Source organism: Shewanella seohaensis (genome assembly GCF_023283775.1).
Classification (GTDB): domain Bacteria; phylum Pseudomonadota; class Gammaproteobacteria; order Enterobacterales; family Shewanellaceae; genus Shewanella; species Shewanella seohaensis.
In genome coordinates this window covers 252,360-271,572 of sequence record NZ_JAKILE010000003.1, presented here as the reverse complement: position 1 = coordinate 271,572, position 19,213 = coordinate 252,360, and the positions used below count along the sequence as shown (strand labels likewise).

The following is a 19,213-nucleotide window of genomic DNA, read 5'->3' as shown; positions in this document are numbered from 1 at the left end:
AATAACACTCAGATGACAGCCATTAAATATATTACGCCTCTACTCTCACTTTGCCTTATGGCCTGCCAAACCACGGATAGACCGCAGCCCGTTGCTTCAAAAGAAGCGCTGGCCACCTCGATGCAAACCGCGAGTCAGCCAACGCCTCCACCACCGGCCACTATGCCCGATGCGGTGCAGCGTGAGCTGAACGCCAATGCCATGATGGGTGGGTTAACTCCGCCAATGGAAACAGAGCGTCGTATCGATGTGTCTGCCCATGATGTGGATGCGAGGGTGTTTTTCCCAAGCCTAGTGCAGGGCACTCCCTTTAGCGTGGCTGTGCACCCCGATGTGCAGGGCACGATTTCATTGTCACTTAAAGGTGTGACACTGAGTGAAGCCATTCAAGTGGTGGAAGATATTTATGGTTATGAGGTGAGCCGTGAAGGGCGCATCCTGCGCGTGTTCCCTGCGGGCATGCGGACTGAGACTTTCCCATTAAATTACTTATACATGGAGCGCGATGGTCTATCGCTGACCTCTGTGAGTTCTGGCCGGATCTCCGACAATAACAACTCTAATAACAATAACTCCAATAACAACAATTCGAACAACGGCAATTTTGGCAATAACAGCAACAATAACAATTCCAACAACGGTAATTACGGCAACAATAACAGCAGCGATAGCACTAACGGCACCTTTATTCGTTCGCGCACTAAGACCGATTTTTGGGGTGAATTGAAAGAAACCTTGAGCGCCATTATTGGTGACACTGGCGGTGGTCGTCAGGTGGTGGTGACGCCACAGGCGGGATTAGTGACTATTCGTGCCTATCCTAATGAGTTACGTCAGGTACGTGCCTTTTTAAATTCCGCCGAGAGCCATCTGCAGCGCCAAGTGATCCTCGAGGCGAAGATCCTCGAAGTCACTTTGTCTGATGGTTATCAGCAAGGTATTCAATGGGATAACGTATTAGGCCATGTTGGTAACACTGATATTAATTTCGGCACCTCTGGGGGTGCAGGCTTGAGCGATAAAATCACCGCCTCCCTCGGTGGCGTGACTTCCTTGAGCATTAAAGGTTCAGATTTCAAGACCATGATTAGCCTGCTCGATACCCAAGGCGATGTGGACGTGCTGTCTAGCCCAAGGGTGACGGCATCGAACAACCAAAAAGCGGTGATTAAGGTCGGTACCGACGAGTACTTTGTCACCGACGTGTCATCGACCACAGTGGCGGGCACTACACCTGTAACCACGCCTCAGGTTGAGTTAACGCCGTTTTTCTCGGGCATCGCGTTGGATGTGACGCCGCAAATCGACAAAGACGGCAATGTGCTGCTCCATGTGCATCCTTCCGTTATTGATGTAAAAGAACAAACCAAGGACATTAAGGTCAGCAGCGAATCCTTAGAACTGCCGTTGGCACAGAGCGAGATCCGTGAATCCGATACCGTTATCCGCGCAGCCTCAGGCGATGTGGTGGTGATCGGTGGTTTGATGAAGAGCGAAAATACCGAAGTGGTTTCTCAAGTACCCCTGCTCGGTGATATTCCGCTCGTCGGCGAATTATTTAAAAACCGCAGCAAGCAGAAAAAGAAAACCGAGCTGATTATTATGTTAAAGCCTACCGTAGTAGGTAATGATACTTGGAAAAACGAGTTGGAGCGTTCTAAGACCTTACTCGACCGTTGGTATCCAGAAAATAAGTAAGCTTCCATGTATTTGAAGCACTTTGGACTCAGTCAAACGCCATTTTCGTTAACACCTAATACCGGATTTTTTTTCGGGTTATCCCCGCACGTAGAGGCGCTGCAAGTGTTGCAGACCGCCCTACAAACCGGGGAGGGTTTTATCAAAGTCACTGGCGAAGTGGGCACGGGCAAAACCTTAATCTGCCGTAAGTTGATTAATGAGCTGCCGCAGGGCTTCCATTGTGCATATCTTCCTAATCCTTATCTCACCCCCGCCGAGCTGCGCTGGGCGGTGGCCAATGAACTTGGATTAAAATACACCAGCGAAATCGATCAGCAGCAACTTACCGGACTTATCCAGCAGCAATTACTCGCCTTAAGTGCCCATGGTCACGCCATCGTATTAGTGTTGGACGAAGCGCAGGCCTTGCCCGATGAGAGCCTCGAAGCGCTGCGACTGTTTACCAATCTTGAAACCGAAAGCCGTAAGCTGCTGCAAGTGGTGCTCTTTGGTCAGCCCGAGTTGGATGAGCGATTAAAGCGTCAAGCCTTTAGACAACTGCGGCAGCGCATCACCTTTAGCTACAGTCTGCGGCCGTTAACCTGGGATGAAACCGATGCCTACATTCGTTACCGCTTAGCGGTAGCTGGCTATGCGGGACAAGCCTTATTTGGCCCTAAACTCACCCGTAAGATCGCCGAGGCATCACGTGGTATTCCAAGATTGATCAATATTTTAGCCCATAAGGCCTTGATGCTCAGTTTCGGCGAAGGCGCAACTCAGGTACGTATGGCACATATCAAGGGCGCGATACAGGATACCGAAGATGCCAGTCGCGGCTCACAAAGGTGGCCAGCGTATATGGCGATCGCCCTGATAGCATGTGCAGCGGCAATTGGGGCATTACTGCTCTCTGGCGTTAACCTGCAACAGTTGTGGGGAGGCGCAGCATGAGTGTGATCAACAAGATGCTGCAGGATCTCGACAAGCGCCAGCAGGGGCATTCCCTTAGCAATGTCGCTGTGCATCAGGCGCAGTATTTAGGGCGCCCCAATCCATCACGCAAATGGTTAGTAATCAGCTTAGTGTCGCTGCTAGTGGGCGGCTTATCGGTATATGCCTTTCAGGCGAGTTACGGCGTAAAGAGCGTCGCGGATGACAGTGTAAATCCTGTAGCGAGTGCGCAAACTGAGCCGGATAACGCCAGCCCAAAGACAGATACGAGTCCTCTGGAAACAGAAACGACTAAATCAACAGAAACGACGACACCAACTGAGACAACTGCCGAGATGGTGCAAGTGAGTCCGCCGTCAACAGCAGCTCCTGCAAAGGAGATCTCTGCGTCAGCAGAATCTGCCCCAAGTGTGGCTCAATCTTCCCGTGTCAACGCGGCGGCCGTTGAGCCAATGAGTGAACAGACAACTGTGTCGATTGCGGCAAACACTTCAAGCAATACGCCTAACAAGGCTGCATTAACCCAAGAGTCGGCGCAAACACAGGCTGAGTCACAACAGGTTGCGGTTAAAGCAAATCAAGCAGACGTTAACGCAAATCAGAGCGAAGTAAAAATAACTCAAACAGAGACCAAGGCGAGTGAGTCAGTCGCGCCTGCTGCGACTCAGGTTTCGAGTCAAACTTCGCCCCAGGCTTCGAGCCAAACTGCGGCTCAGGCTCAGTCTGCGGGGCAAATGGCGATTCGAGAAGTGAAGTTATCCCCAAGCCAACTCGCGCAAAAGCAGTTAGTGTTAGCGGCGGATGCCGAAAAGCAGGGGCAGCTGGTTAAGGCGATGGATTACTACGCTAAAGCACTCAAGCTCGATCCAAGTTTGCATGAGTCGCGCAAACAACTGGCGGCGCTGCATTATGGTCAAGGTGAGCTGGCGCAAGCAGCCGAAGTGTTGGCGCAGGGACGATTGCTTTATCCGCAAGAGTTTGAATTTGCTTTGCTATTGGCAAGGGTGCAACATGCTATGGGTGAGACAGATTCGGCTCTTGCTAGCCTTGCTCAAATCCCCGATAGCCATAGCTTGGCGAGGCAAAAGTGGTTAGCGCAAACGGATTTGGCCCAAAAACAAGGCCAATATCCTTTAGTCGAGCAGGCTTACCGCAAGTTATTGCAGCAGGAGCCACAGCAGGGAAAATGGTGGATGGGATTAGCCTATGCCCTCGATTCACAGCAGCAATTCGGCCCCGCCAGTCAGGCCTATCGCACCGCCTTAAGTTATTCAGGCCTGTCGACCCAAGCCACGGCTTTTATTGAACAACGTTTACAACAACTAGGAGATAGCCAATGAAACCCAGATTAAAGATGCGTTTGGGCGATCTGTTAGTTCAAGAATCGATTATTACCGAAGAGCAGCTACAACAAGCTTTGGGAGAGCAGCGCAAGACAGGGCACAAGCTCGGCCGCACCCTGATTGAGCTGCGCTCTATTACCGAAACCCAACTACTGCAATTTTTGTCGCAGCAGCTCAATCTGCCGCTGCTGGATATCAGCAAACGCCCCATCCCCGCCGAAGTGGTGAGCCTTATCCCCGAGGTGCAAGCGCGGCGTTTTCGCGCCCTCGCGGTGGAAGATCGGGGTGATACGGTATTAGTGGCCATGAGCGACCCGGCGGACTTGCAGGCGCTCGACCATTTAGAAATTTTAATCGCACCGAAAAAGCTCAGTGTTGCGGTCGCCCCCGAGCAGCAATTACTGCAAGCCTTCGATAACCTGTATCGTCGCACCGACCAAATCGCGCAAATCGCCGGTAAGCTCGAAGAGGAATATGCTGCAGATCAAATGTTTGATCTGGCGAGCCTGACCTCAAGCGATAGCGATAATGAAACCACAGTCGTTAAGCTGCTGCAGTCGATTTTTGAAGACGCGGTACAAATGCGTGCCTCGGATATTCATATTGAGCCTGGCGAAAAAGCTCTGCGGATCCGCCAACGTATCGATGGCCAGTTACACGAGACCATTCTAAATGAGGTCAATATCGCGGCGGCCTTAGTCTTGCGCCTTAAGCTTATGGCTGGGCTAGATATTTCTGAAAAACGTCTGCCGCAGGATGGACGTTTCCATATGGAAATTAAGGGCCACAAGATTGACGTGCGTATGTCGACTATGCCGATTTACCACGGCGAATCTGTGGTAATGCGTCTACTCGACCAATCCGCAGGCTTGTTGACCTTAAATGAGACAGGGATGCCGCCGCATATTTTGGCGCGTATCCGTAAGCAGATTAAACGTCCCCACGGCATGTTGCTGGTAACAGGGCCTACGGGTAGCGGTAAAACCACCACCTTGTATGGCATCTTAAGTGAGCTCAATACTGCGGATCGCAAAATTATTACGGTAGAAGATCCGGTCGAATACCAATTGCCAAGGATCAACCAAGTTCAAGTTAACCATAAAATTGGACTCGATTTTTCGAACGTGCTGCGCACTACTTTGCGTCAAGACCCGGACATTATCATGGTCGGTGAGATGCGTGACCAAGAAACGGTGGAAATTGGTCTTCGGGGCGCACTTACGGGTCACTTTGTGTTGTCTACATTGCACACTAACGATGCGGTGACCAGCGCGCTACGTTTGCTTGATATGGGCGCGGCCAGTTACTTAGTTGCGAGTGCGCTAAGGGTGATTATCGCCCAGCGCCTAGTGCGCCGCGTATGCCATAACTGTGGGGTGGAATATCAACCTACGGCTCAGGAAAAAGCCTGGTTGAATAGTGTGAGTCGTCAGGATTTTTCATCCGCCAAGTTCCGCATTGGTACTGGCTGCCAAAGCTGTAACGGCAGTGGTTATCGCGGCCGTATCGGTATTTTTGAGATCCTCGAATTGGATGAAAAGATGATCGATGCGATGCGTACTGGTAATCCACAGGATTTTGCCCGTGCAGCCCTGCAAAGCCCTAACTTTACCCCGCTCGCCGAGTCGGCACTGCAATATTTGAGCGAAGGTATGACGACCATTGAAGAGGTGGCTAAGCTTGTTGAGGATGTGAGTGAGTCACAGGTGCCACTCTCGCGGGATATTATCAGTCAGCAAGGCGTTGAGGCGTAATTATGCCGGTTTATCAATACCGTGGACGCAGTGGACAAGGTCAGGCCGTAACGGGTCAGCTCGATGCTGCCTCCGAGGGGGCGGCGGCCGATATGTTGTTAGCCCGCGGCATTATCCCGTTAGAAGTCAAAGTCGCTAAAGAAGCTAAGTCCTTTACCTTGGCGCAGTTGTTTAAGCGCAAAGTCGGCTTGGATGAATTACAAATTTTTACCCGGCAAATGTACTCGTTAACGCGCTCGGGGATCCCTATCCTGCGCGCCATTGCAGGCTTATCCGAAACCGCCCACTCCCAACGAATGAAAGATGCGCTGAATGATATTTCAGAGCAGTTAACTGCGGGGCGCCCACTGTCATCGGCCATGAACCAACATCCAGATGTGTTTGATTCTCTGTTTGTTTCTATGGTGCATGTGGGGGAAAACACCGGTAAGTTAGAGGACGCTTTTATTCAGCTCTCGGGTTATATCGAGCGTGAGCAGGAAACTCGCCGCCGAATCAAAGCCGCGATGCGTTATCCCATATTTGTATTGATTGCTATCGCGCTGGCGATGGTGATTTTAAATATCATGGTGATCCCGAAATTCGCCGAGATGTTTGCCCGCTTTGGTGCCGACTTGCCTTGGGCGACTAAGGTGTTAATCGGCACATCAAACCTGTTTGTAAACTACTGGCCCCTGATGCTGATAATACTGCTCGGAACCGTTATTGGGATCCGCTACTGGCACCATACGGAAAAAGGCGAGAAACAATGGGACCAGTGGAAGTTACACATTCCCGCCGTAGGTTCGATTATTGAGCGCTCGACCCTCTCCCGTTATTGCCGCAGTTTTTCGATGATGTTGAGCGCGGGTGTGCCGATGACGCAGGCGCTCAGTCTGGTGGCCGATGCGGTGGATAATGCGTATATGCACGACAAAATTGTCGGGATGCGCCGTGGTATTGAGTCTGGCGAATCTATGCTGAGGGTTTCGAACCAGAGTAAATTGTTTACGCCACTGGTGTTGCAAATGGTCGCGGTAGGCGAAGAAACCGGACAAATTGACCAACTATTAAATGATGCCGCCGATTTTTACGAAGGTGAGGTCGACTACGATCTTAAAAATCTCACTGCTAAGTTAGAACCGATTCTGATCGGAATAGTGGCTGCGATTGTATTGGTGCTGGCGCTGGGTATTTATCTACCGATGTGGGACATGCTCAACGTAGTCAAAGGCGGGAAATAATGCCGAATCGAGAATTTAACTCAATTAGGATCAAATAGATGCAGAGCCAACAGAAGGCCGAAAGCGATCTATTACGTGTGTATGGGCGGCTCGTTAGCCTGACCTTGATCTTGATTATTCTCGCGGTGATTGGATTTAAATATTTTGCGACTATGCCACAACTTGCCGCCCGCAATGTGGAGTTAGAGCATACGCGCTTCTTAAACGTGTTGGCTATGGTGCGTTCTCAATGGTTGTCCCTTGGCAAACCGCCGCAAATGCGACTAGATTGGGAAGTGTTTAGCGAACAAAGCACAAATAACGAACAAACTTTTGTGATGATGAATGCGCAGGGTTGGCCACAACCTAGCCAGTTGGATGACCAAGCGTGTCAGCGATTGTGGCAACAATTAATGGGGCAGGAGCAGGGGGACGAATCCCTTATCGGCTCGTATTTTGCTAAGGATAATAGCTGCCGTTACCGCGCGCAAAATGGGGATAGTATCGGCTATCAGCTCAACTCTGGCAGGGTCATTTTTTTGACGTTTCCGTAAAATATTGTTAAGTAACGGGCTTTTTTAAACTGATTTAGCTGTTAGAATGGACTTTCATCAAGATAGGGAGAGACGAATGAAGACTAAGCAAGATGGTTTTTCATTGATTGAACTGGTCATAGTGATCGTAATTTTGGGTCTGTTGGCCGCAACCGCGATCCCTCGTTTTTTAAATGTCACCGATGATGCTGAAGATGCCAGTGTGGACGGAGTCGCGGGTGGTTTATCCACCGCAGTGAGTTTTGTGCGTTCACAATGGGAAGTCGATGGTCGCCAAAATAGCAGTGTGATCTTAGACGGTACCTCAGTGTCTCTCGACCCGCGTTTTGGTTATCCAACGGGCACCTCTGGTACCGATGCGACGGCGATGACCGATGCAAGCTGCCAGCAGGTATTTAATACTGTGTTGCAAAGTGCACCGCGTAACGTGCTTTATTCGCAAGATGCGCGCAATCAACGTTATACAGTGCGCGTTATCGATGGTGCGGGCGGAAGCTCAAATGCGATTAATGGCACATCCGTAAGCGGTTTAGATCTATGTGTATATCACCAAGTGGCTTCACTGGTGCTAAACCAAACCACAGGTGTACCGACGCCAGCGCCAGATTTATCGACTGCGGGTGCAAAAGGGGTGGTGTATAACCCAGGTACGGGCAAAGTATTAAGTTTCACTCAAACACCATTTACGCCTTAATAGTATTGGCGTGAAGTTCCAGTATTTCGAATTGTTATTACATAGGTAGTTAATGATGAAAAGACAACAAGGTTTTACCTTAATTGAGTTAGTCGTAGTGATCATTATCTTAGGTATTCTTGCAGTCACAGCGGCGCCTAAGTTTATTAATCTTCAGTCAGATGCGCGTAAATCGACAGTTGAGGGTGTGAAAGCGGCCTTACAAGGCGCGAATACATTGATCTACTCGAAAGCAGCTATTCAAGGTTTAGGAAAGGCGACTGGCGAAGATGTAACAATTGATTCTAGTGTCACTCCTAATGTTAAGGTCACTACAGATTATGGGTATCTCAACAGCGCAACAAGTTCTGCTGCTGTGAAAGCTAACCTTGAAAAAGCATTGGACATGCAGTTTGATGCCTTAGCTACAGATACTGTGGGCACAGTGAATGACTTTGGCGTGGTCTATAAGAGTGCAACATCTTTCATTATTGTTCCTAAGGGCAAGAAAGATACGGATGCTTGTCGTTTGGAATATACACCTGCAACGAATACTGCATTACCAGTGTATAACGTTGTAGCTACTGCGTGTTAATGGAGTCTTAGAGAATGAAAAAGCAGAGTGGTTTTACATTAATCGAATTAGTGGTTGTGATTATTATTTTAGGTATTTTAGCTGTTACTGCAGCGCCTAAATTTATCAATCTACAATCAGATGCACGCGCTTCAACTGTGAAAGGATTGGAGGCTGCGATTAAAGGTGCAGATACCCTCATTAACTCAAAATCGTTAATTGCGGGCAATAATACAGTGGCTTCTACGGCAGCAACACCTCCGACAGTAACTGTTGAAACCGGTAAAACAGTTTTGATTAACTACGGCCATGCAACGCCAGTATGGACAGACTCTCTTGAGAACGCATTAGATATCAATGCTGCCGCTAGTGGAACATCAAGCGAGTGGATTTATCTTGAGGATAGCGCAAGCACGAGTATTTACTTTTACCCTCAAGGACAAGTTAGCCCTAAAGCTGCCAATAATCCTGGCACTTGTTATGTTCAGTATGTGAATGGTCTGACTGCATACGGTCCTATCACTGTTAATACTGATGTATCTGGCTGTTAGAAAATGTTCCATTACAAGGCCTGCCTAGCAGGCCTTTTTTTTAGGTCAGCAATCAATCGGAGTGTTGGCTGTAATAAAATGAATTTGCTAATTATTTCTTTTGTTTAGGCGAAATATTTGCCTTACGAATCAAGTTGGCAGAAACTGAACCTAGAACCTAGAACCTAGAACCTAGAACCTAGAACCTAGAACCTAGAACCTAGAACCTAGAACCTAGAACCTAGAACCTAGAACCTAGAACCTAGAACCTAGAACCTAGCATCACGGCAAAGCGGACAATGCGTAGATTTTCCAGCGGCAGACAGTTTGGGTTTACCTTAGTCGAACTCGTGACCACTATTATCCTGATTGGGATACTATCGGTGACGGTATTGCCGCGCTTATTTAGCCAGTCATCCTATAGCGCCTTTAGTCTGCGCAATGAATTTATGGCCGAGCTGCGCCAGGTTCAGCAAAAAGCCTTGAATAATACCGATAGATGTTACCGCGTTGTCGTGTCGGCGACGGGTTACCAAGTGAGTCAGTTTGCCAGTCGGGATAGCACTGGTTGTACGGGCTCGCCATTGTCTCCTAACCCTTTATCCAGCCAAGCTTTTCAAGGTGGCTCGCAGTTAGTGCTTATCAGTAACAATGCCAAGAGCTTTTACCTTGATTTTGATATCAATGGTCGAGCATCGCTTGCGTGTAATGGGCCATGTATCAATGTGATTGCCAATGATACTGTGGCGATTAATATCTCCAGCGAGGGCTATATTTATGCGAATTAATCCTCGGCTGTTTTCGATAAGCACATCAGTAAAAGCATCCTCAAAAGCTAAACAACAGGGGTTTACCTTAATCGAATTAGTGGTGGGCATGTTAGTCATTGCCATTGCTATCGTGATGCTCAGTAGCATGTTATTTCCGCAGGCGGATCGCGCCGTTAAGACCTTGCATCGAGTCAAGAGTGCCGAACTTGCCCACTCGGTGATGAATGAGATTTGGGGTAAGCGTTATGATCAAAATACCAATGCCAATGGCGGTGTGCCTGCTTGCGGGAGTCCATTAGGCAGTAGTTGCTCGACCGTATTAGGGCCTGAGGCTGGCGAAGGGCGTAACGATTTTAACGATGTGGATGACTATCACGGCTTAACTCAAAATGCCACTATGCTCAATTCCAGTCAAACTTATGCGCAGGCGTACCCGAACTATCAATTAAGTGTCTCTGTCGCCTATGGTTCTGCACCCAATACCAAGTTAGTGACCATTAATGTGACTACCCCAGATAACGAAGTGATCACTTACAATCTGGTGAGGAGCAATTACTAATGGTCGCGTTATCCGCAAAGCGCATGGCGCGCTCCCTACGGGGTTTTACCTTAGTCGAAATGGTCACTGTGATCCTTATCTTAGGGATTCTGGTGGTGGGCGTGAGTAGCTTTATTATTTTCGGTACGCGGATTTTTGTGGAGTCGAGTTCGGTTGATCAAGTGCTAAGCCAGAGTCGTTTCGCTGTCGAGCGTATGACCCGTGAGCTGCGCAGCGCCGTGCCTAACAGTGTGCGGCTCAATGGTAATGGCTTGACCTATCAGTGCGTTGAGTTTGTCCCCATTGAGGCGAGTACCACCTATTTAGCTATGCCGATTGTGCCGAGTGCTGCAGCCCTAACGGGGACTGTGATTGTAGATAATGTGACCAGCAAGATTGTGGCTAACCAGTATGTGTGGCTTTATCCCTTAACCGACCGTGATGTCTATGACAGCACTAAGCTAAAACGCGCGCAGATTAACAGCATTAGCAGCGCCGCAAACCAAGTAACCTTAACCTTTACTGCCAATGTGAGATTTGCCGAAGCATCACCGCGGCAGCGAGTTTATTTTGGTTCGAGCCCTGTGAGTTATTGTTTTGAAAAATCACCATCCAGCAATGAGTTAACCCTAAAGCGTTATACTGGTTATGGGTTGAATGTCAGCCAACCCACGCCTAGCAGCATGAGCGCAGGAGTGTTAATGGCGCAGAATGTGGCCAATGCATTGAACGACAGTGCCGATTTACCGCTGATATTAACGCCATCGAGTTTAGTCAATAATGCTATGGTGCATTTACAACCGCGATTTAATGTCAACGGCGAGACATTTCAATATCGACATCAAGTGCAGGTGATTAATGTCCCCTAACTTATTTAGCCTATCGCGCCCAGCATATCGTCAGTGTGCGGCTCGCCGCCAAGGTGGCAGCGCTTTAATCATCGGTATTTTTGTCATTACCGTGATGTTTTTATTGGCCGCCGCCTTAATCAATATAGTGGAAGATGCCGATACCGGATTAACTCAAGAAGTGTGGGGAACTCGCGCCTTAGCGGCGGCGAACAGCGGTGCCGATGCGGCGCTGGCGCAATTATTCCCATTAAATGCCCCCGTTAATGCGACGGCGACATGTACCAGTGTTGCAAGCTCTTGGACGCCACCCAATGTGGTGGGGTTTCATGCCTGTAGCGTGAGTTTAAGTTGTGCATCCTATTCCGTCGGTACTGTCACTCAGTTTCGGATAAATAGCAAAGCGGTATGTGAGAGTGGGGATACCCGCGTGAGCCGTCAAGTCGAGGTAGAAGCCCGTGGCAATTAACTGGTTATATCGAATTGTGCTCTCTAGCGCGCTGTTAGCTGTGTCAGGCGCAACCTATGCGTTTGATAATATCGACCAGAGCGTCATTTTTCCTAATGTTGCGCAGGGGCATCATGGGGATAACTCGAATGTGTGCCACCAGATCTCCTCTCCACAGCTTAAGATCAATAACAGCGGCATAATCAATGGTACGGGTGGCGACAGGCTGGATTATTGCTCTGTGAATTCTGGCAGCCTTCCTAATACCACCTGTGATGATGGTGCGGGCGGTACTCGTCGATGTACTGTCGATGGAAGTGATATTCGCGGATTAAAGTTAACTGGGTCTAATGTTTTCCAATGGAGTAATGGTTACGGCGGTAGCATAGGTTATTGTACTAATGGTCAGCAGCTTACCTTAGGTACGGGGTACTATAATCAGTACTCTAATGTTTCCCTCTACTCTGCTTGTACTCTGACGTTATCGCCAAATTACAATGAGTACCGATTTGACTCTATTGCAGTCGGTGGTGGCGCTACCTTGGTACTGCCCGAAGGGGACTATTGGATCAATAGTTTTACCTTAAATCAAAATGCCAAGGTAGTTTTGCAGGGCAATGTGCGCATTTTCGTTCGGCAGGAATTTAACATTAATGGTGCCGCTTTCAACGAAGCGAATAACGCCAATGCGTTGATTATTGGCTACGATAATGTGCATTTAACTGGTTCATCGCTCGTTAATGCGTTGGTGTATAGTGATGACACGCTCACCCTAGATAATAGTTCCGTCATTAATGGTCGAGTGACGAGTCGCTACTTAGTGATCAACTCGAATGGTCAAATCAATGAAGGAGCGCCACCGCTTCAGTGTTTTAACGATAATTTCTCCCAGAGTGCCTTAAGTAACGACTGGGTAGTATCCCGTAGTAGTGGTACTTTTACTCCTGCCATTGTCAGTGGTCGTATGCGCTTAACCGAGGCTAAATCCAATCAATCCACGGCCTCGACCTATCAAAGATTATTCCCCGCAGCCAATAACTTAGTCGAGATCCAATTTGACCACTATGCCTATGGTGGCAATGGTGCTGACGGTATCGCGTTGGTGTTATCAGATGCTGCTATCACCCCCCAGCCCGGCGCCTTTGGTGGGCCTTTAGGTTATGGATTTAAACCCGGTATCAATGGTTTTGCTGGCGGTTGGTTAGGTGTCGGGATCGATGAATTTGGTAACTTCTCCGGCGAAGGCGGTAGTTACAATATTGGCCAGCGCCGCCAGTCGGTTGCAGTACGTGGTTCTGGTGCTGGCACCTCGGGATACCGCTATTTGCGGGGCACCTGTAATAACGGTACCAGCAATACCAGTGGCAACTGTTTATCACCCACGGTCGATGGCAACAATGTCTCGCCTGCGCACCGCTATAAAATCACTATCGACTCGCAGGTATCTGGTCAGTCGATGGTGAAGATTGAGCGTAATACGGGGTCGGGATTTGTCACCTTAATCCCTGCTTTTAATGCTATCGCGCAAACGGGGCAAGCGGCGACGCCGAGTGATTTCTTGCTGTCGCTTACTGGGTCAACCGGTGGCTCGAATAACAACCATGAAATTGATAACGTTCAAATTTGTGCCTTGAGGTCTAATCCAATTGGCGCGCAAATCGATCATTTTGAGTTTGACCATACGGGGCAGGGATTAACCTGTAACCCAGAAACTGTGACGATTCGAGCCTGTGCCAACGCCAGTTGTAGTCAGCTTTTTACCGATCCTTTAGCGGCGACCTTGTTACCCGAATCCGCCTCCGAAGGCATATGGATTGGCGGCAATCAGGTGAGCTTTAGCAATGGCAGCACTCAGTTGCAGCTAAGACGTAACACCCCTGGCGTTGTGACCTTGGGGGTGAAAGGTTCGAGCCCGACAACCAAACCTTTAAGTAAAACCCTATGCCGTATCGGGAATGGGGGCCTGAGTGAAAACAACTGTTCACTTACCTTCGCCGACAGTGGTTTTGTCTTCGATGTGCCCGATAAGCGTGCGAATCGTCCCGAGCAAGTGTTAGTTAAAGCGGTGAAAAAGTCCGATGTGACTCAGCAGTGTGTTCCAAGCTTTCAGAGCCAGACCAAGACATTGAATTTCTGGAGCAGTTATCACACTCCGAGTGCGCCTATCTCGCCAAAAGCCGTCACCATCAACAATACGGCCATTGGCACTTCAAGCGCCTCGCCTACGGCGCTGAATCTGGTGTTTGATACTAACGGACAGGCAAGTATTTCAGTGAATTACCCCGATGCGGGTAAGTTACAACTCGATGCCCAATATATCGGCAGTGGCAACGAGCAAGGCCTGGTGATGACAGGCTCGGATCAATTTGTTAGTGTGCCAGCGGGGTTGTGCGTCAAACACGTGGACGCCAGCGCCAGTTGCCCAAGTGCGGATATGAGCTGTAATGCCTACCGTAAAGCGGGGCAGAATTTTGGTATGACGGTCCAAGCTATGGCTTGGGAAGACGACCGCGATACGGACTTTTGCTTGGGCAACTTACCTACGCCTAACTTTAGTGACCAAGCCATGACGCTAACCAGTAAGGTCGTGGCGCCAAGTATTGCTAGCGGCGGCCATGATGGCGCATTAGGCGTGGCATCCTATAGTCATGCTATCCAAGCCAATAACCTTAATAGCATCACCAACCAGACGATTAGCGAAGTGGGGGTATTCCAAATCGCGGCGCAGGCGAGTCCTAATTATCTCGGGGTGGCCAGCAGCTTAAATATTCCAATTGGCTATTCGGCCAATATTGGCCGCTTTGTGCCCGACAGATTTTTAGTGGGCGATATTTCTGTCGTGCCTGCCTGTGGCAGTTTTAGCTATATGGATCAACCCTTTCCTATGTCGATGAGCCTCACAGCCTTAAATATCGGCGGCGATAGAACATACAACTATTTCCCGCCATTTTCCCTCGCGACCGCCAAATTGGTGGGGGAGAACAATAACAATGGTATCGACTTACAGAGTCGCTTAAGTTCCTTACACATTAAGGCTGATAGTTGGGATCAAGGTGTGGCGACGGTCGATGGCACTTACCGAGCTTATTTAAACCGAGTGACTCCGAATGTGACGACGAATCTCTATCAAGATGGTCCCTTCGAGCTGCTCGATATTGGTGTGCAGTTGATGGATAACGATCCTCGGCCTAATGGACTTTTCAGCTATGTGGCATCGCCTGATATGAATGCAGCAACCACGGGTAATTGCACTAACTGTAATGCCAAGAAAATCTCCACACAGATCCTGCGCCACGGCAGGGTGGTGATGGACAATACCTATGGTCCAGAAACTGAAATCCTTAGGATGCCGACCCGAGCCGAATATTGGAATGGGACTAATTGGGTATTAAATGGCGATGATAGCTGCACTATTGCTACCTATGGCCTTGGGTCGCAGGTGGATAATGCAGGGCTGGGTTATCACTTTGATCCGGATTTGACCACAGGGCAGAGCATTAATCGCTCCGGCGCTACATCCGCATTCCAAGCGGGGCAATTTGATTTGCTGTGGCGAGCACTCACCTCAAGTGGCAATTTATATCGCGGCCAAGTGACCGCGCCTTTAGATGTACCGACTTGGTTAGAATGGTATTGGAACTGGAATGGGGTATCTCCAACTAGCTTATCCGATCCCCGTGCGAGTGCATTTTTTGGTCGTTACCGTGGTCATGACAGAATCATCTACTGGCGAGAGGTCAATTAAAGCGGTTTTCAATTTGATTTTGCTGAATTGGGTTTCTACTTTGGTGATTGATCATGAGGAGATGGTTTTTGAGGTGACGTTGCAAAGTGTGATACAGAGGAAAAATGCAAGAAACAGGTTTTACTAATGTTGCTAACTTGTATTGAGAGTGGTTTTTAACTGTTGGATTTTTCATCAATAAAGCGCTTTTTTCGATTAAATAGTGTTTTTGAGCGGCACATTTGAAAAAAAATCACTCCATTAGCGATTGTTAACCTCAACGGTCTTGTGGAATCAGGGTGGCATTGATAAAGTTAGCTGATTTTTCTTTTCTTCTGACTCCACAGAATACAGGCTAGTTACATGTTCAAGAAGCTGCGTGGCATTTTTTCTAATGATCTATCGATCGATTTGGGTACAGCTAACACCTTAATTTATGTTCGTGATGAAGGCATAGTCCTCAATGAGCCTTCTGTTGTTGCTATACGTGGTGAGCGTAGTAGTTCTGGTCAGAAGTCTGTTGCCGCTGTCGGTACAGAAGCCAAACAAATGTTAGGCCGTACCCCAGGCAATATCCAAGCAATCCGTCCGATGAAAGACGGTGTGATTGCCGACTTTTATGTGACAGAGAAAATGTTGCAGCACTTTATTAAACAAGTGCATAACAACAGCTTTTTTCGTCCAAGCCCACGTGTTTTAGTCTGTGTTCCTGTTGGTGCAACCCAAGTTGAACGCCGTGCGATTCGCGAGTCAGCCATGGGCGCAGGTGCCCGTGAAGTCTATTTGATTGAAGAGCCAATGGCCGCAGCAATTGGTGCGGGTTTACCTGTATCTGAAGCCACAGGTTCTATGGTTGTGGACATCGGTGGTGGTACCACTGAAGTCGCGATTATCTCCTTGAACGGTGTGGTGTATTCCTCTTCTGTACGTATCGGCGGTGACAAGTTTGATGATGCCATCATCAACTATGTACGCCGTAACTACGGCAGCTTGATTGGTGAAGCAACGGCTGAGCGCATCAAGCACACTATCGGTACTGCTTACCCAGGCGATGAAGTATTAGAGATTGAAGTCCGCGGTCGTAACTTGGCCGAAGGTGTACCTCGTAGTTTCACGCTGAACAGCAACGAAATTTTAGAAGCACTGCAAGAGCCATTATCAGGCATTGTGAGTGCAGTCATGGTGGCATTAGAGCAATCGCCGCCAGAATTAGCGTCTGATATCTCTGAGCGCGGCATGGTATTAACCGGTGGTGGTGCCTTACTGCGTGATTTAGACCGTTTATTGATGCAAGAAACTGGAATTCCAGTCATGGTGGCGGACGATCCTCTGACCTGCGTAGCGCGTGGTGGTGGTAAAGCCCTTGAAATGATTGATATGCACGGCGGCGATCTGTTCTCCGAAGAAACCTAATCTAACTTCGGTATGGGGCGGTTAATCACCGCCTTAGCTTTCTTATGAAGCCTATTTTTGTTCGTGGTATTTCGAACCAGTTCCGTTTAACACTGGCAATTATCCTGTCGGTGATTTTGCTCGCCGCAAATCACCGTCTCGAGCCTGCCCGTGAATCCCTTTCATCTGCCTTAAGTCCTATCCAATACCTTGCGAGTGTGCCCAGTGCGATCCTCGATTGGTCATCGGAGAGTTTTGCTACCCGTAATATGCTGGCATTGCAAAATAAAGAGTTGTTAAGGCAGCAATTATTAATGAGTGAGCGTCTGCAGCGTTTCGAGCATCTGCGTCAGGAAAACGAGCGTTTACGCGCCCTGTTGGGGTCGCCTGCCTATCAGGATTCCCGCAAGATGGTGGCCGAAGTGATGGAGGTCGCCAGCGATCCTTCCCATCATTATGTTGTACTTAATCACGGCTCGCGAAGTGGGGTATTTGTCGGTCAACCCGTTGTTGATGCTCAGGGCGTCGTCGGCCAGGTTGTACAGGTCAGTGAGATGACCAGCCGTGTGCTCTTGCTCTCCGATGTGTCCCACGGTTTACCCGTGCGAATTACCCGTAACGATGTGCGCTTAGTGGCTAACGGTACTGGTGAGCTCGATGAGATTGAACTGCGCCATGTGGCCAAGAGTACCGATATTCGCGTTGGCGATTTATTAGTGACCTCAGGTCTTGGTAATCGTTTCCCTGAAGGTTATCCGGTGGCGAGGGTCATGGAAGTCTTAACCGAAGATGGTCAGAGCTATGCGCGTGTCACGGCTCAGCCGTTAGCGGCGCTCGATAGGATTCGTTATCTGCTGTTGATTTGGCCATCCCCAGATTCTGGCGTGACTTTACCGAACCAACTCTCTGTACCCGCGGCAGATCATCCTGCGGAAGAAGCTAAGCCCGATGCCGGCACTGGCAGTGCTAATCCTCAAGGCGCGGCTGCTAATGCGAGCGTGCCTAATACCTCAGCACCTAATACCACTGCACCTAATACCACTGCTCCTAATACGACAGTGCCTAATACTGGTGCGACGCCAAGCAATGCTAATGGTGCATCGAATGCTGCCACCACTCAACCGCCAGCCGAGGTGCACTAATGAGTTTACAAGCTGCTAATGGCAGACTCGTGGTATGGCTGACCCTCTTTGTCGGGCTCTTGAGTCAGATTATGCCGCTGCCTTCGATTGTCGATGCCTGGCGTCCCGATTGGCTATTGATGGTCTTAATTTATTGGTCAATTGCGCTGCCCCACAGATATAACATTCTCACGGCCTGGCTGATGGGATTAGCCCTCGATATTCTACTCGGCGCCACCTTAGGCGTGCGCTCGCTCGCCATGTCGCTGGTGATTTATATTGCGATTTTGCATTGCCAGCGTTTACGTAACTTCCCTAAGTGGCAACAGTCGCTGGTGGTGATGGTGCTGATCGTCATCTATCACCTGATCATCTACTGGGTCGAGTTTGTGATGGATGGTGCTAAGTTCCATACGGATCTGTTCTTACCCGCACTATCGGGGCTGGCATTTTGGCCATGGATTTTTTGGATTTTGCGTCGAATTCGACGTCATTATAAGGTTCGTTAGCCGTGAATTTAGTTTTAGCCTCAACCTCGCCGCGCCGTAAAGAGTTATTGACCCACATAGGTTTAGGCCGCGCCGAGTTTAGCTTTACCCAAGTGGCACCGGATATCGACGAAACCCCGAGGACAGGTGAGTTACCACGCGACTATGTTCAGCGCCTCGCGGCCGAAAAAGCCCAGGCAGGGCTTGCATTATGCTCAGGCATGTCACAGCCAGCTGTATTAGGTTCTGATACTATCGTCGTGCTTGAAAACGAAATATTAGGTAAGCCTGTAGATGAGGCCGATGCCAAGCGGGTACTGCGCGCACTTTCGGGTAAGGCGCACACTGTGATGACAGCTGTCGCCTTAGCTATGACTGACCAAACCTCTGTACGTTTAGTCGAAACATTAGTGCGTTTTTGCGTGCTGACGGACGCCGACATCGATGCCTACGTTGCCTCACAGGAGCCAATGGATAAGGCGGGCAGCTATGGGATCCAAGGTTTGGGCGGTTGTTTTGTCGAATCCATTGAGGGGAGTTACTCCTGCGTCGTGGGCCTGCCCTTAGTGGAAACCCGCGAGCTGTTATCCGAGGCGGGCATAGGCTAATCCATGGATTAA

The 19,213-nt window shown here is 49.2% G+C and carries 18 protein-coding genes; all 18 read left to right on the top strand.

From position 1 onward, the window contains the following. Window positions 1-12 precede the first annotated feature (12 nt). The 18 genes from mshL to L2713_RS04915 all read left to right on the top strand — a co-directional run bounded on the left by mshL (window position 13) and on the right by L2713_RS04915 (window position 19,201). Window positions 13-1,698: a pilus (MSHA type) biogenesis protein MshL gene (gene mshL, locus L2713_RS05000; RefSeq protein ID WP_109287503.1), complete on the top strand. Its 1,686-nt coding sequence runs from the start codon at window positions 13-15 to the stop codon at window positions 1,696-1,698. Between the two features lie 6 nt (window positions 1,699-1,704). Then, a complete protein-coding gene (locus L2713_RS04995) occupies window positions 1,705-2,634 on the top strand; it encodes an ExeA family protein (RefSeq protein WP_248967156.1) in 930 nt (309 codons plus the stop codon). Beyond that, the gene (locus tag L2713_RS04990) at window positions 2,631-3,974 is read left to right on the top strand and encodes a tetratricopeptide repeat protein (RefSeq protein ID WP_248967155.1); all 1,344 of its coding nucleotides are present in this window, start codon (window positions 2,631-2,633) and stop codon (window positions 3,972-3,974) included. Before L2713_RS04995 ends, L2713_RS04990 begins: the two co-directional genes overlap by 4 nt. Further along, the gene (locus L2713_RS04985) at window positions 3,971-5,731 is read left to right on the top strand and encodes a GspE/PulE family protein (RefSeq protein WP_011624214.1); all 1,761 of its coding nucleotides are present in this window, start codon (window positions 3,971-3,973) and stop codon (window positions 5,729-5,731) included. The genes L2713_RS04990 and L2713_RS04985 overlap by 4 nt, the downstream gene beginning before the upstream one ends. Window positions 5,732-5,733: 2 nt before the next feature. Then, a complete protein-coding gene (locus L2713_RS04980) occupies window positions 5,734-6,954 on the top strand; it encodes a type II secretion system F family protein (protein WP_248967154.1) in 1,221 nt (406 codons plus the stop codon). Window positions 6,955-6,992: 38 nt separating this feature from the next. After that, a complete protein-coding gene (locus L2713_RS04975) occupies window positions 6,993-7,487 on the top strand; it encodes an MSHA biogenesis protein MshF (protein WP_089066853.1) in 495 nt (164 codons plus the stop codon). Window positions 7,488-7,563: 76 nt separating this feature from the next. Further along, window positions 7,564-8,181, top strand: a complete 618-nt coding sequence (locus L2713_RS04970; RefSeq protein ID WP_011624994.1) for a prepilin-type N-terminal cleavage/methylation domain-containing protein — start codon at window positions 7,564-7,566, stop codon at window positions 8,179-8,181. Window positions 8,182-8,236: 55 nt separating this feature from the next. Next, on the top strand, window positions 8,237-8,755 hold the full coding sequence (locus L2713_RS04965; RefSeq protein WP_283105209.1) for a type II secretion system protein: 519 nt from the start codon (window positions 8,237-8,239) through the stop codon (window positions 8,753-8,755). Between the two features lie 14 nt (window positions 8,756-8,769). After that, on the top strand, window positions 8,770-9,285 hold the full coding sequence (locus L2713_RS04960; protein ID WP_248967152.1) for a type II secretion system protein: 516 nt from the start codon (window positions 8,770-8,772) through the stop codon (window positions 9,283-9,285). 278 nt (window positions 9,286-9,563) lie between these two features. Beyond that, the gene (locus L2713_RS04955; protein ID WP_248967151.1) at window positions 9,564-10,052 is read left to right on the top strand and encodes a prepilin-type N-terminal cleavage/methylation domain-containing protein; all 489 of its coding nucleotides are present in this window, start codon (window positions 9,564-9,566) and stop codon (window positions 10,050-10,052) included. Further along, entirely contained in the window at window positions 10,042-10,593 is a 552-nt protein-coding gene (locus tag L2713_RS04950; RefSeq protein ID WP_248967150.1) for a prepilin-type N-terminal cleavage/methylation domain-containing protein, read from the top strand. Before L2713_RS04955 ends, L2713_RS04950 begins: the two co-directional genes overlap by 11 nt. Next, window positions 10,593-11,441 carry a PilW family protein gene (locus L2713_RS04945; RefSeq protein ID WP_248967149.1) on the top strand — a complete coding sequence of 283 codons (849 nt, stop codon included), beginning with the start codon at window positions 10,593-10,595 and terminating at the stop codon, window positions 11,439-11,441. Before L2713_RS04950 ends, L2713_RS04945 begins: the two co-directional genes overlap by 1 nt. Continuing rightward, window positions 11,431-11,889: an MSHA biogenesis protein MshP gene (locus tag L2713_RS04940; protein ID WP_248967148.1), complete on the top strand. Its 459-nt coding sequence runs from the start codon at window positions 11,431-11,433 to the stop codon at window positions 11,887-11,889. Before L2713_RS04945 ends, L2713_RS04940 begins: the two co-directional genes overlap by 11 nt. Then, window positions 11,879-15,613, top strand: coding sequence for a DUF6701 domain-containing protein (locus L2713_RS04935; protein WP_248967147.1), 3,735 nt, complete (start codon window positions 11,879-11,881; stop codon window positions 15,611-15,613). Before L2713_RS04940 ends, L2713_RS04935 begins: the two co-directional genes overlap by 11 nt. 342 nt (window positions 15,614-15,955) lie before the next feature. Further along, window positions 15,956-17,005 (top strand): rod shape-determining protein, encoded by a 1,050-nt coding sequence (locus L2713_RS04930; protein WP_011624203.1) that lies wholly within the window; start codon window positions 15,956-15,958, stop codon window positions 17,003-17,005. Between the two features lie 44 nt (window positions 17,006-17,049). Then, window positions 17,050-18,126: a rod shape-determining protein MreC gene (gene mreC, locus L2713_RS04925; RefSeq protein ID WP_248967146.1), complete on the top strand. Its 1,077-nt coding sequence runs from the start codon at window positions 17,050-17,052 to the stop codon at window positions 18,124-18,126. After that, on the top strand, window positions 18,126-18,614 hold the full coding sequence (gene mreD, locus L2713_RS04920; RefSeq protein WP_248967145.1) for a rod shape-determining protein MreD: 489 nt from the start codon (window positions 18,126-18,128) through the stop codon (window positions 18,612-18,614). The genes mreC and mreD overlap by 1 nt, the downstream gene beginning before the upstream one ends. A 2-nt stretch (window positions 18,615-18,616) precedes the next feature. Next, window positions 18,617-19,201 (top strand): Maf family protein, encoded by a 585-nt coding sequence (locus L2713_RS04915; protein ID WP_248967144.1) that lies wholly within the window; start codon window positions 18,617-18,619, stop codon window positions 19,199-19,201. Window positions 19,202-19,213: the final 12 nt, after the last annotated feature.